This window comes from Limosilactobacillus albertensis, from assembly GCF_014145555.1.
GTDB lineage: Bacteria > Bacillota > Bacilli > Lactobacillales > Lactobacillaceae > Limosilactobacillus > Limosilactobacillus albertensis.
Map to the genome: position 1 here is coordinate 62,286 of NZ_JACIVD010000069.1, position 14,552 is coordinate 76,837.

The window sequence follows — 14,552 nt, forward strand, 5'->3', positions numbered from 1 at the left end:
TTAATTCAATGCTCGGGCTGGATCAATCTTGATAATCATACGTACCGGTAAAAGCGAGCCTAACATTCCTAGTACAATTAACCCGACCGCCATTAAAGCAATTATTGGCCAATTCATAATAACCGGAACGCTCATCGGAACAACTAATTTCGTAATAAACGTTAATAGGATTCCACCAAGAACTCCACTAATCATCAGAATTATCGATTGGGTAATCGTTGCTAAGACTAGGTGACGGGCCGGTATCCCTTGAGCACGCATTACAGCATAATGACTAATTTTTTGCATTGTTAAGATATACAAGAAGACTGCAATAACAATTAACGAAATTACCATTAGGAAGCCAATCATAAAGGTAAAAGTATTATTTTGTGCGGAATAACCCGGTAGCTTATTAATGTATTCCTTAGCAGTATAATGCTGTAATTGGGGATAAGCATCCTTGTCAAGATTGTGGTCAGAGAATACCCCACTGGCAACCGCCTCGTTATTTAATCCACGTAATGCCCGCCAAACAGATATGTCACCGTACACAACCGGTGCAACACTCAGCTTCGCATCATTCACGAATCCAACAATTTTATATTTTTCATTTTGGGAATTGATCGTTACTTTATCCCCTAAACGATAGCCATCTTTTTTCAAGCTCTCATCAACGACAATCTCATTGCTTTTATTTACTTTATGACCACTTGTAACCTTAACCTTTTCCCGGGAAATAAATTGTGACGGTTCCAAGCCAATGAACTGCGCGCTTTCTTTACTAGCACCCTTTGCTTTCAATACAACCGGTGCCTGCCCAACAAGAGCGGTATTTCCCTGTTCTTTGGTTGGAAGCTGATCACGGGTAATTAATGATTGACTGAGGTTATCATTACTATTTTTATTTAAGAAAACTGTCTCTGTCCCCCATTCTTTAATCGCTGCATCGTTTTCGTTTTGCAGTCCTAACATCATGCCCATCAAGAAAAACATCAGATAACTTATCAGAACAATCATTGCAATAATTAATCCATAGTGTAGCTTCTCATGTTTCATTTCTTTTAATGCTAAAAACATATTTTGCCTCCTACTGCAATAAAGCAATCAGTACTTTGGATAACCTTTCAATTGCCTCAGTTTGTTTATCAGGCTGAAGAAGGCAATCTTTAATCGTTTCATGGCTCAAAACCATTACACTCCATTCACGGGCATTATGCGTTTTAATTTGCGGGTTTGTATCATCCCTTAGTAGTCCTTCATTTGTTTGAAAATGCAATCGCATAAAATCACGATATTTACTTCCATTAATCTCATCTACAAAAGACTTAATCTGATTAATATACTCACTAGCTGCTAACATGTGATTAGAACGGGTAATTGGTGTATGAATTTCTTGAATCGCAACTTGGTAAAGATACGTATAAGCTTCGGTTAAGTCTGTAAAGTACTTATAAAATGCTCCACGCGCAATTCCCGCTTGTTTTACAATTCGTGCAACCTGCGCACTTGCAAGGCTATGGTGACTAAATTCTGCTAATAAGGCAGCCGTAATAACTTCTTTTTTCTGTAAATTCAAATTTTCAAACGTTGCACTTGACATTTTTATTCCTCCAATTTTAAGTGACACCGTGTCACCGTTAATTGTAGTTTAAACACTATCATCAAAGTGACACCGTGTCAATAAAGAAATCATTAAATTATATTTAGCGTTATACTTTAATTAGCTTAATTATATTTAGGGGTGCTTTCATTAATGAAAAGAAATATCCATTATCTCTCATGGTCACTGTTAGGGGTCGGTTGGCTATGGGCAGTTAACACGGTCATATGGTCACCAGAATTGCCATACCTTAACTTCAACCATCTCAATTCCCAAATGATGCTTATTCAATTAAGCCATAGTCTTACTATTCTCGGAAGCATAGTAGCGCTATTGATAGTTGGTAATCAGCTCGGACGAAATACTAAACCGCTATTGCCTACTACAATTAAGTATTGGCTATACACGGTCGGCATCTTGTTACTGACCCTCAGCGTTGTCTGGCTGCGTTTCAATCGCTTTATTTATCATGACTTCTATCATGCAATTCTTCCACTAGCAGGTAATACCGTCCCGCTTGCCGGTGCAATTATCATTGGTTCCCTTGTGCTCCCACTGATCAAACCTGTCATTTTACGTGCTCCTCTCAGCTGGAGTACAGCAGTTTTTGTTATCTTGGCAATTGTTACTTTCTTTAATCATGATTCATTTGGTCTCTTAAAAGGTGAGTCGATAACTTACTATCTTCTTATTATGAGTTTAGGGGTCGCCGCAAGTGAACTTAAATTAAAAAAAGCCACTGTTTTGAAATGGACGTTGAGCTTCCTAATCGTTAATAGTTATCTGGTTAGCATTATGCCGGATGCTTCCTTCTTTACCAGGGGAAATTTAGAAACTGCTAATCGTTTTACTACCCCGGCTTCATTCACAATGGTTGCGGCTGCACTGGGCTTCTATCTTCTCATTCACCATAATTGGCAATCATTTTTCAATAAGCTGCATCATCGCATTTACTTTTTACTAACGATTGCATTGCTTATCCAAAATCCGGTCAGTCTTAACATCGCAGTACGCTATGCAAATCACTCATCACTTTTATGGAAACAATTGTTATTCATTACCGGATGGTTTATTTGGATCCTTCTTTTTGCATTTATTCTGCCGCCAGTTTTTAATTACCTGCAATGTCGTTACGCCCTAAATAAACGGCTCACTCGATTTTGGACAACTGACCCTGCTATGCCCCTTGACCAGCGAACTGTAATTCTTGCTCAACGAGTTGAAAATTGGCTCTGGTCTAAGTGGGCGAATATTCTAGCTTTTGGCTGTTCATATGGGCTTGCGCTTTGTTCAATTTATTTAATGGGACGCCCTTCTGTTTTCGTTAAACAATCAATGCTATGGGTTAATACTTTTTTGATTTTTTGTATTTTTAAATTCATCCAAGGCATCTGTAATCGTTACTGGGCTTCGCTTTTCTTAACTGTTATTCTTAACTTTATTTGGATTATTGCCAACATGCAGAAAATGGCATTCAGAAATGAATCAATTCTTCCTTCTGAAACTACAATGATTAATAATATTCCTGCCCTCTTGAAGATGGTCAGCTCTCAATTAATTATTGTCAGTCTGCTAATAATCATTGGCCTAGTCATTTTAATGATTATTCTAGAACGAAAGATTAAGGGACCGCATTTAACCCTTCGGCAACGGTTAATATGGCTCATTATTCCGCTTTGTGTCTTTGGAAGTTCTTTCTTCTGGAATCAACCTCACTCCCGAATTAATACTTTCGTGCGCGGATGGGGAGATATTCCCCACTTTATTCACCAATCAGCCGGTGCATTGCGAAACGGGCCGCTTGTTCAATTTTTAAATAATATTGATATTACGATTATGAACAAGCCAACTGATTATTCGGCCAGTGAAATGAAGCGAATTAGTAAACGATATACTACGGTCGCTAATCAAATTAATCGCCATCGTACCAATGAGCTTAAAAACCAAACAATCATCTTTAATCTTAGTGAGAGTTTTGCTAATCCCAACCGTGTTCCCGGCGTTAAACTTAAAAACAACCCCATTCCAAATATCGAAAAATTAAAAAAGAACACAACATCGGGAATTATGCTCAGTTCAGGGTATGGCGGCGGTACGGCTAACATGGAATATATGGCTTTAACCGGGTTTGCAATGTGTAATTTCGCCCAAACCCTCTCTACTCCATATACACAGCTCGTTCCATATTTACGTCATAATCCAACGATCATCCAAAGTTTTAACTATGCCATTGCCATTCATCCCTACTCAAGTAAGTTTTACGATCGTGGAATTGACTATCCTAAGTTTGGGTTTAATAAGTTCTTTTATCTTGGGAACAAAAAAGCACCAATTACTCAACAAAAGAAAATCGGTGCTAATTCATATTTATCTGATGAAACTGCCTATGACAATACTTTAAATCAGTTAACCCGCCATCCTCAGGGTCAATTCATCAACTTAATTACTATGCAAAACCACTTGCCTTATAATCACCTTTATCATCACATCAGTCACTATAAAGCCACAGTACCAGCAAATGGTACGATTGCGGCTCAAGTTGAAAATTATGCAATGGGGATTCATTATACCGATCAAGCAGTAGCAAAGTTTATCAAAAAAATTGATAATATTGACCGTCCTATTACCCTTGTCTTTTATGGCGACCACCTTCCAGGTATCTACCGTAATAGCATGAAAAAGGATGGCCTCAAACTTCATGAAACGGACTATTTTATTTACTCCAATCCAGCGGCACAAAGGCTGGGGGCAAAGAATCTCACAAAACATAACCATTACGTCGGGCCCAATGATTTTATCGCCATGACAGCCCAACAAACCAACTCAAAGGTTACCCCTTACCAAGCACTTCTTACCCAGCTTTATCAGCAACTACCAGCATATACTGTCAATACCCAAACTAATGGAACTAATTCTTATAACTCCGCGCCAGAATTCATTAATCAACACGGAGAAAAAGTAGATTATGCCAGCTTTACCGCTAAGCAAAAGCAACTCTGGCATGACTACCAACTTGTTCAATACGATTTAACAGCTGGCCATCAATACTTACTTAAATATAAAATGATGCATTAAAAAGAAAAATCCAAGAATCGGCTAAACAGTCAATTCTTGGATTTTTTTACAGCTATTATACTGTGTCAATTTTAGTTAAATTAAGCTTCTTCGCCGCCAACCTTAACAACAGCTTTTGAAACCTTACCTAACTTACCGCTAACAAAGTCTTCAACACCATCAAGATCTAATTCATGGGAGAAGAGTGGTAATGGATCAACAACACCAGAAGAAAGAAGTGCAATTGAATCTTCAAAGGTGTAAGGGTTAATGAAAGCCCCTTGGATTGTAAGCTGCTTTTGGAATACATCGTAAGTGTTTACTGAGAACTTGTCATCAGGGTTACCAACACCAAACATTAATACTTGAGCACCACGAGCCGCAGCTGCAAGTGCTTGTTCTTGAGTAGCTGGTAAACCAACAGCTTCAACAACGATGTCATATGCGTCAGCAGGGATTTCTTCTTTTGTAGTGTTAATAGTTTTAACGCCAAAGTGCTTACGGTTGTTTTCCAACTTTTCGTCTGAGCGACCGGCTAAAGTAACTTCGTGAATACCACGAGCCTTTAAAATTTGAGCGAATAATTGACCTTCAAAACCATCACCTAATACTAAAGCCTTTTGGTATGGGTGAGTTTCAAGCAAGTCAACACCGTGCATTGCACATGAAATTGGTTCAACAACTGCAGCAGCCTTTAATGAAACATCATCAGGAATTGGGTAAACAACCTTTGCAGGAGCAGTGAAGTATTCTTCAAAACCACCATTACGGGTAACACCAACAGCATCAAGGTGTTCACATAATTCTGGGCGTTGAGTCCGGCAATACTTACATTGACCACAGTAGATGTTAGGGTCAACAGTTACCCGATCACCTGGCTTAACGTTAGTAACTTCTGAACCAACCTTTGTAACTACACCTGAGTTTTCGTGGCCTAAAACAATAGGAGGAACAGCAGATGCGGATCCTGGAAGACCAGCATAGAGCGCCTTATCGGTACCACAAATACCAGCGTAGGCAGTATGAATTAAGACTTCATCAGGCTTAATTTCAGGTTCTTTAATATCTTCAATTTCAAGTTGCTTTTTGCCTGTTAAAACAAGTGCCTTCATATTAAAATACCTCTCTTGTGAATTCAATCATTTGTCAAGTGCTAGTATAGTGTGAAAACGCCTTAATTGTCAAACGTCCAGCAATTAGCTCACATTCTTTTAATCATACTAAAACGTTAAACTTCACAAATTAGAAAGGCTAGAAACATTGGTATAAAAGCATTTAAATAAAAATATAAAATTTTTAAGATTTTTTTCTTCACTAACTTTTTCACCTAATCATAAATGGTTTTACCTTTTCTTTCTATACTCAATTTAATTTCACAAAGCTATCCTCAATTTACCTAGTTATTGTTTATTATCCTCAAAGAAAAATTCCTACTATAAATGTATAAAGAACATTACTAATATTTTTAAATTTTTATCAATTTTTCTTGTAAGCGGTTAACTCCTATTAGGCACGCCAAAGTTTATCCCCAACCATTCCTCAATCTACTCAAGGAAGCTGATATAACGGCGATTTTCCATTGCGGGATATATTTTTTTATGTTACCCTAACAAAGTATTCTAACTAAGTTAATTATGATTTCCAGTCTAATTAACAAAAATCAAACGAAAGGTGGATTTGGCGTGGACGACACAAAAAATCAACACCGTAAGCATAAACTAATTGAATATGCAAACGGTAAATCACTAGAGGAAATTAACGGAACAGTTGAAGTTCCTCGTGGAAAAGGTTTCTGGCGAACATTATTCGCTTACTCCGGTCCGGGTGCACTGGTTGCCGTGGGTTACATGGATCCAGGTAACTGGTCAACTTCAATTACCGGTGGACAAAGTTTCCAATATACCTTAATGACTACTATCTTGATTTCAAGTTTGATTGCGATGTTACTTCAATACATGGCGGCTAAACTCGGAATCGTGAGCCAAATGGACCTTGCTCAGGCAACACGGGCACGTACCGGTAAAGCATTAGGTATTATTTTATGGATTATGACTGAGTTAGCAATTATGGCTACTGATATTGCGGAAGTTATCGGTGCGGCCATCGCGTTAAACTTGCTTTTCCATATTCCGTTGATCCCATCTGTATTTATTACTGTCCTTGACGTTTTAGTATTGCTATTATTGACAAAGATTGGGTTCCGGAAAATCGAAGCAATTGTTGCTTGTTTAATCCTGGTAATCTTATTCGTTTTTGCTTACCAAGTCGCATTATCCAACCCTAACTGGGGCGGGGTATTTATGGGTCTTCTCCCATCTGCAAAAGCAATTGCTCAACATCCAGAAATTGGTGGAATCACTCCATTGACTGGGACATTAGGTATTATTGGTGCCACTGTTATGCCCCACAACTTATACCTTCACTCAGCAATTTCTCAAACTCGTAAAATTGACCATAACGATCTTGATAGTATCCGTCAAACGGTTCGTTTTACCACTTGGGATTCAAATATTCAGTTATCCCTTGCTTTCATCGTTAATTCCCTTCTTTTGATCATGGGGGTTGCGGTATTCAAGACTGGTGCTGTTCAAGATAGTTCTTTCTTCGGTTTGTATGATGCTTTGAATAATACGTCGATGCTTAGTAATCCGGTTCTAATTGCCGTTGCTAAGTCTGGTGTCCTATCAACCTTATTCGCTGTTGCCTTACTTGCTTCCGGTCAAAACTCAACTATTACCGGGACATTAACTGGTCAGGTTATCATGGAAGGGTTCATTCATATGCGGATGCCACTATGGGCTCGACGGTTAGTTACTCGGATTATCTCTGTTATCCCGGTTATTGCATGTGTTGCCATGACTAGTGGTGAAAATACAATTCAACAACACACTGCATTAAACCTTTTGATGGAAAACTCACAGGTCTTCTTAGCCTTTGCCCTTCCATTCTCAATGTTGCCATTACTGATGATGACAAACAGTGAGGTTGAAATGGGTGAATTCAAGAACCGTGGCTGGGTTAAGTTCTGTGGTTGGATTTCAGTAATTGCTCTTACTTTCTTAAACCTTTATAACCTTCCTGCAACTTACGAAGGTTTTGATATTTGGTCAAAGGGAACCTCTGACGTCCTTGCCTACGCTACTATCATTATCATCCTTGCCCTCTTAATCTGGACATGTGTTGAACTTTATAAAGGCGACAAGCGCTTTGCTGCTGAAGGTAAAGGATTTGGTCAACGTGAAGCCAAAATGAAAGATTCGGCAGTTGAAGATTAAAATGAAAGGCTGGAATTTATTTCCAGTTTTTTTATTTTTGTAACGGTTCTTTCACAAAATGTTCATACTTGAACGGTATAGTATAGATAATCCCTAATATAAATAAACCCCTATTTTTCTTCTATACTATCCCCCTCAAAATAGCTATGAAGAAATACGAAAAGTGGTCGGCCCGTAATGAGTCGACCATTTTTTAATTCTTCGATGATCTCCATGGTATAATAAGAAATTAGATATATTACTCATTAAGTATGAGGTGAAATCATTGAATAATAAAGATAATAACCAAAATAATAATAAACGTCGGCCAACACGGGTTGAGCTTTATGATACTCCTAAGCCAGGGGAAGAAAAGAAAAAGCGGTCCTTCTTCAGTCGTAAGCCAAAGCAGCCTACACCAAGTCCTAAGCACAAATCTGCGTCCCCGCAAAAAACAGGTACAAAGAAAAAGAATCGATATGGCATTTCTCGGCGGATGTTTAAAGTCATTCTCGGTTGCCTACTAGTAGTTCTAATTGCTACAATTGTTATTTTCCTTGTTAAACAACAGGACCCTGTTAATGTTGATTCTAATGATACTACTGTTTCAACTAGTACTTCTTCCCATAAGAAAAAACATAAAAAGAGCAGTAGTAGTCATAAACACCGTTCTAGTTCTAATAATACTAACGATAGCGATGATATTCAGGATTCTTATAGTTCTCCATCACCATCACATTCAAACAATAACAATAATTCACAAAATAACCATTCAACTAGTCAACAACCTACTGCTGGATCATCATCGGCTCCTCAGCCAAGTCAACCATCATCTGAGAGCCATCATGACCAAGGAAACCAAAACAATAACCAGCAACAATCAAGCAATCAACCATCGTCTAATTCTGGTTCCCAATCTAGTCCAAGTCAAAATAGTTCGCAGGCAACTCCTGTGACACCACAAAATAATAACCATTAATTTACTATAAGGGGTTGTCAATTGAAGTGGGCGTGCTATAATCAAGACAATTGATTGAAGGATATGCACTTTCAACATCCTCTACAGAGAGCGAGTGCCTAGAGTGGAAGCACTTGTGAGTGATAATGACTGTTGTACCACCTTCCCTTATTATTAGCCGACATAAGGCTAGTCGGATCGTGTCCGTTACCGCACCTTAGAGAGGACATTACTAGTGTGTCCTAAAGATGGGTGGAACCACGCTAATTACTGTTAATTAACGTCCCTGATGCTTTTTAGATAAAGGCATCAGGGACGTTTTTATTTATATTAAAGGAGAGATTGATATGGCTCAAGTTGCTGTTATGTCCCCAGATGGATCAGTTAAAAAGATTGATCGGGATTCTCAAGAAGGTTTAGAAGCATTACGTAAGCTTTCAGCATTAATGTTAAAAGCTGCATTAAAGCAAGAATTTAAAGGTATTCGTCTTGGAGAAGCTGTCGCTGATGAAGATGGTTTCCATGTTGATTCTGACAAAGATGACCAACAAGTTTCTGCTGATGAATTAACTGCTCTTGAAGATGTTATTAAGGGTATGGCTAAGGATGACGTTAAGGTTGAATTTGTTGAAGTTCCTGTTGACGACGCCCTTGCCGAGGTTAAAGATGATCGTTTTTCTACTGAATTAATCAAAGAAAACGCTAAAGACGGCAAAGTTGCAATGTATCAACTCGGTGATGTTAAAGCCGTCGCTGATGATGACATTCTTTTATATGGTAACGTTGTCAAAAACTTCCGCCTTCTTTCCGTTGCCGGTGCCTACTGGAAAGGAATGTCCTCAAATCCAATGCTCCAACGGATTTACGGAACTGTCTTCTATAAGAAGGATGCATTAGAAGAAGATTTGAAGAAACGTCAAGAAGCTAAGGAACGTGATCACCGGGTTATCGGTAATCAATTAGACCTCTTCTTCGTTGATCCAAAGGTTGGTGCCGGATTACCATACTGGATGCCTAAGGGTTCTACCATTCGACGGACAATTGAACGTTACATCATTGACCGGGAAGTTGCCGATGGCTACAAACACGTTTACACTCCAGTATTGATGAACCTTGATGCTTACAAGACTTCTGGTCACTGGGAACACTACCGCGACGACATGTTCCCGCCTATGGACATGGGTGACGGTGAAATGCTTGAATTACGGCCAATGAACTGCCCAAGCCATATTCAAATTTACAAGCACCATATCCGTTCTTACCGTGACCTTCCATTGCGGATTGCCGAACTTGGGATGATGCACCGTTATGAAAAATCTGGTGCCCTTTCTGGTCTTCAACGGGTTCGTGAAATGACTTTAAACGATGGTCATACATTTGTTACCCTTGATCAAATTCGTTCTGAATTCGCTAAGATTTTGAAGTTAATCATGAGTGTTTACGAAGACTTTGATATTACTGATTACAGTTTCCGTCTTTCTCTCCGTGACCCTAAGAACGTTAAGAAGTACTACGCTAACGACGAAATGTGGGAAAAGTCTCAATCCATGTTGAAGTCAGCCATGGACGACCTTAACCTTGATTACTACGAAGCAGAAGGTGAAGCTGCATTCTATGGTCCAAAGCTTGATATTCAAACTAAGACTGCCCTCGGTAATGATGAAACAATGTCCACTATTCAATTGGACTTCATGCTTCCAGAACGTTTCGGCCTTACTTATGTGGGTCAAGACGGTAAAGAACACCAGCCTGTTATGATTCACCGTGGTGTTGTTGGTACTATGGAACGATTCATTGCCTACTTAACTGAAATTTACAAGGGTGCTTTCCCTACTTGGCTATCTCCAGAACAAGTTCACATTATTCCAGTTAACGAAGATGCTCATGGCGAATATGCTGATAACCTCGCTAAGAAGATGAAGGCTGCTAATATTCGTGCTGTTGTTGATCATCGTAACGAAAAGATGGGTTACAAGATCCGTGAAGCTCAAACACAAAAGGTTCCATACACTCTTGTTGTTGGTGATGATGAAAAGAATAATAACGGTGTTTCTGTACGTAAGTATGGTGAAAAGGATCAAAACGAAATGAGCCAAGATGCATTTATGAACGAAATTCTTAGTGATATCGCATCCTACTCCCGTGAAAACTAATTAACAAAAAATGGCTTGAATCACTTTGTGAAAGCCATTTTTTTGTTTTAATTTTTTCAAACGTGAAAAAATTATCATTGCCTCAACCACCACTAATAAACCGTTTTCTATCCATTCGTGAATTTTTGGACAGCCTAAAATTAGTGATTGACACTGTTTCCTAAAGGCTTTATAGTAATAAACGCTCGCTTTTGAGCTACTAAATTAACAACTAATTATTCTAAAAACAAAATTACTTATTTTGGAGGTATGGATAATGTCAACTATGAACGATTTATTCAAGGCAATGAACAAAGCTACAGAAAGCCGCCACACTAGCGGTCTTTCATTTGAAACTAAGAATGATACACCTGCTGGTATCGGCCAGGGAATTCTTAACGTTCGCAAGTAATTATAAAATAAGGAAGGGTAACCTGGTAATCATCCTTGATTACCGGTATCCTTCCTTTAATTTTTTCTAATATTGTTACGAAACATTTGCGGACTAAACCCATCGTAACGCTTAAATGCTTTGGAAAACGTAAATTCATCCTTATACCCGACCCGGTGAGCAATATCCTGGATCGGGTTATTTGAATTTAATAGTAATTGTTTAGCATCCTCCATCCGTAACTGCGATAAATACTTCTGCGGGGACAGGTTCATTTCCCGTTTAAATATCGTATAAAGGTAGCTACGTGAAATATTAATATGATGGCATAAGCTGGTAATCGTACAGTCACTATTCCGATAGTTTTCCTGAAGATAATAGATGGCAAGCTGCATTTGTTTATTAGCCTCACTACTATCCTTTTCCCGCTTATTTGGATACTCTGTCACCAAATTATAAAACATTTGGTAAGTCAATGATTCAATAAGAATATCATTGGGCAATGAGCTCGGGGCGCGTAACGCATCATAGAGTTTTCGCAAGCTTGTATAAAAACTACTCTGTTGAACCTGTCGCAGGTAGCGTTTCTTTGCTAATGTTGATCCCTTTAACATCGTGTTTATTTTTGTACCCGAGAAACCAATCCAAAAATATTTCCATGGGTCTTCACCATCAGCCTGATAAAAACACGGAACTCCTTTGGGTAAAATAAATACATCTCCTGCCTGTAAGCTAACCGTATTGTGGTTGGCTGAAGAAAAGCTTCCCTTACCTTCTTGAACGTAATGAATAACGTAATTCTGCCGAACATTATTACCACGATAAAAATAATTTGGTGGACAATCATCCTGACCAATAAATAGAATATTGCTTTCTAAACTTTTCCACGAAATACTTTTATATTCACTATCCATTTTCTTCTCCAATACTTTATGACATTTCAGATGGATATTTGTTTTTACTTACAAAATAAAAATCATTAATCTCAAGCATTCTGAAACTGTAAGATGTCAATATGTTTTATAACGATAATAACAAAAACTAGGTAAAGAAGTCCATGGTTTGACAAACGCTTAGCAAATATAATAGCAATTAATGAAAGCGAATACATAAACTTTTATTGCTATTCAGAGAAAGAAGGAAAAATTATGGGTACTGAGGGAAAAACTAAAATGACCATGCGTGAGCGCCTTGCTTACAGCTTTGGAGCTTTTGGGAATGACTCTTTTTATGGTCTGCTATGCGGATACCTAATTATGTTTATCACATCGCACTTATTCGATACTGGTAACAAAGCTTTAGATAATAAGATGATTAGTATTGTTACCTTAATCATTATGCTTTTGCGGTTTGTTGAATTATTTATCGATCCTTTTATCGGAAATGCAATTGATCGTACTAAGACGCGATGGGGACACTTCCGCCCATGGGTTGTTATTGGTGGGACAATTTCTGCTATTATTCTTCTCCTGCTTTTCACCAATTTAGGCGGCCTTTATAAGAAGAATGCCATTGCATACCTCGTTGTTTTCGGCATCCTATACATCACTATGGACATCTTTTATTCGTTTAAAGATGTTGGTTTCTGGTCAATGCTGCCATCATTAACAACTGATTCTCGGGAACGTGAGAAAACAGCTACTTTTGCCCGGGTTGGTTCGACTATCGGTGGTGGAATGGTCGGAATTATTGTTATGCCAGCAGTCATCTACTTCTCTGCCACTAACACTAGTACCGGTGACAACCGCGGATGGTTTATGTTTGCCTTAATTATCTGTTCACTTGCAATGCTTTCGGCTTGGGGCGTCGGACTTTTTACACGCGAAGTTAACAGTGATATTCGGAAAAATAAAAAGGATACAGTTGGTGTTGTTGGAATTTTTAAAGCTCTTTCTGGTAATGATCAACTGATGTGGGTTGCGTGCGCCTATCTCTTTTACTGTGTGGGAATTAATATCATTAACTCCCTTGAAGTCTACTACTTCACCTACATTATGGGAGCACCAAAAGCATTTTCAATTTTCTCTACTATCAACGTTTTTCTGGGAATCATCGGCACTTCACTCTTCCCGCTATTCTCTAAGCACCTCAGCCGTAAAGCCTTTTTCACTAGTTTAGTAGTCTTTATGCTTTGCGGAATCGCCCTCTTCTCCGTGGCTGGCGATAACTTAGCACTCGTCTTAATTGCTGCTTCGATGTTCGGTTTTCCTCAACCAATGGTATTCTTAATTGTTCTTATGATTATTACTGATTCAGTTGAATATGGACAGTTAAAACTTGGGCACCGTGATGAGTCACTGGCTCTCTCTGTCCGTCCATTGATTGACAAATTTGGTGGCGCTGTTGCTAACGGTGTAGTCGGTCAAGTCGCTATTATCGCTGGTATGACTACTGGTGCCACTGCTTCAACTATTACCGCAACTGGACGAATGAATTTTAAGCTTCTAATGTTTGCGGTACCAGCAGTTTTGCTTGTAATTGCAATTACCGTTTTTGCTAAGAAAGTTATTTTAAGCGAAGAAAAACACGCAGAAATCGTGGCTGAACTTGAAAAAACGTGGGGTAAAAAACTCAACAGTGATAGTTTAAATACGCCAACTAAGACTGTTAATATCCCTACACCAGTCTCTGGTGAATTAATTAAGCTTAGTGATGTCAATGATCAAACATTCTCATCTGGTGCTGTTGGTCAGGGCTTTGCAATCAAACCGAGTGACGGTCGAGTTCTCGCACCATTTGACGCTACTGTGCGGCAGGTCTTTACAACACGACATGCAGTTGGCTTAGTTAGCGACAATGGCGTTGCAATGCTAATCCATATTGGTCTTGGCACCGTCAAGCTAAAAGGTACCGGTTTTGTATCCTATGTTGAGGAAGGTCAGCAAGTTAAGAGGGGGCAAGAATTAATTGAATTTTGGGACCCAACCATCAAAAAGGCAGGTCTTGATGATACTGTCATCGTGACTATTACCAATTCTGATAAATTCGACAATATTACTTTGACTAGTCAAGCCGGGAGTAAAGTTAAGGCTGGTGAGGATGTTTTGAGCTTACAAATTGAACTCAACGAAGACTCGTCTGCTGATGAAATAACAAATACTCCTGTAGGTGATCCGGCTTAAATCGATATTATTTATTCGATAAAAAGGACCTCAGTATTCATACTGGGATCCTTTTTATA

Annotated in this window: 10 protein-coding genes; 6 read left to right on the plus strand and 4 right to left on the minus strand. The window is 38.7% G+C overall.

All coding sequences use genetic code 11. The annotated features are described in order from the left end of the window. Both H5S41_RS08905 and H5S41_RS08910 read right to left on the minus strand, forming a co-directional pair. A complete protein-coding gene (locus tag H5S41_RS08905) occupies positions 1–1,059 on the minus strand; it encodes an ABC transporter permease (RefSeq protein WP_182603025.1) in 1,059 nt (352 codons plus the stop codon). A gap of 10 nt (positions 1,060–1,069) precedes the next feature. Then, positions 1,070–1,582: a TetR/AcrR family transcriptional regulator gene (locus H5S41_RS08910; RefSeq protein ID WP_182603026.1), complete on the minus strand. Its 513-nt coding sequence runs from the start codon at positions 1,580–1,582 to the stop codon at positions 1,070–1,072. Positions 1,583–1,735: 153 nt separating this feature from the next. On the opposite strand from H5S41_RS08910, the gene H5S41_RS08915 reads away from it, so the two are divergent. Further along, positions 1,736–4,657, plus strand: a complete 2,922-nt coding sequence (locus H5S41_RS08915; protein WP_182603027.1) for an LTA synthase family protein — start codon at positions 1,736–1,738, stop codon at positions 4,655–4,657. Positions 4,658–4,737: 80 nt separating this feature from the next. On the opposite strand, the gene H5S41_RS08920 is transcribed toward H5S41_RS08915, so the two are convergent. Next, positions 4,738–5,748 (minus strand): zinc-dependent alcohol dehydrogenase family protein, encoded by a 1,011-nt coding sequence (locus tag H5S41_RS08920; protein ID WP_003665087.1) that lies wholly within the window; start codon positions 5,746–5,748, stop codon positions 4,738–4,740. 522 nt (positions 5,749–6,270) lie between these two features. Between H5S41_RS08920 and H5S41_RS08925 the strand changes: the two genes are divergently transcribed. The 4 genes from H5S41_RS08925 (at position 6,271) to H5S41_RS11975 (ending at position 11,392) form a co-directional block, all read left to right on the plus strand. After that, a complete protein-coding gene (locus H5S41_RS08925; RefSeq protein WP_182603028.1) occupies positions 6,271–7,911 on the plus strand; it encodes an Nramp family divalent metal transporter in 1,641 nt (546 codons plus the stop codon). 265 nt (positions 7,912–8,176) lie between these two features. Next, positions 8,177–8,869 (plus strand): hypothetical protein, encoded by a 693-nt coding sequence (locus H5S41_RS08930; protein ID WP_182603029.1) that lies wholly within the window; start codon positions 8,177–8,179, stop codon positions 8,867–8,869. A gap of 326 nt (positions 8,870–9,195) precedes the next feature. Beyond that, on the plus strand, positions 9,196–11,001 hold the full coding sequence (gene thrS / locus H5S41_RS08935) for a threonine--tRNA ligase (RefSeq protein ID WP_182603030.1): 1,806 nt from the start codon (positions 9,196–9,198) through the stop codon (positions 10,999–11,001). A gap of 256 nt (positions 11,002–11,257) precedes the next feature. Beyond that, entirely contained in the window at positions 11,258–11,392 is a 135-nt protein-coding gene (locus H5S41_RS11975) for a hypothetical protein (protein ID WP_259395117.1), read from the plus strand. Positions 11,393–11,448: 56 nt separating this feature from the next. Here H5S41_RS11975 and H5S41_RS08940 read toward each other — a convergent pair whose 3' ends face one another. Then, on the minus strand, positions 11,449–12,285 hold the full coding sequence (locus H5S41_RS08940; RefSeq protein ID WP_182603031.1) for an AraC family transcriptional regulator: 837 nt from the start codon (positions 12,283–12,285) through the stop codon (positions 11,449–11,451). A 234-nt stretch (positions 12,286–12,519) separates the two neighbouring features. On the opposite strand from H5S41_RS08940, the gene H5S41_RS08945 reads away from it, so the two are divergent. Next, positions 12,520–14,493 (plus strand): sugar MFS transporter, encoded by a 1,974-nt coding sequence (locus H5S41_RS08945; protein ID WP_182603032.1) that lies wholly within the window; start codon positions 12,520–12,522, stop codon positions 14,491–14,493. Positions 14,494–14,552: the final 59 nt, after the last annotated feature.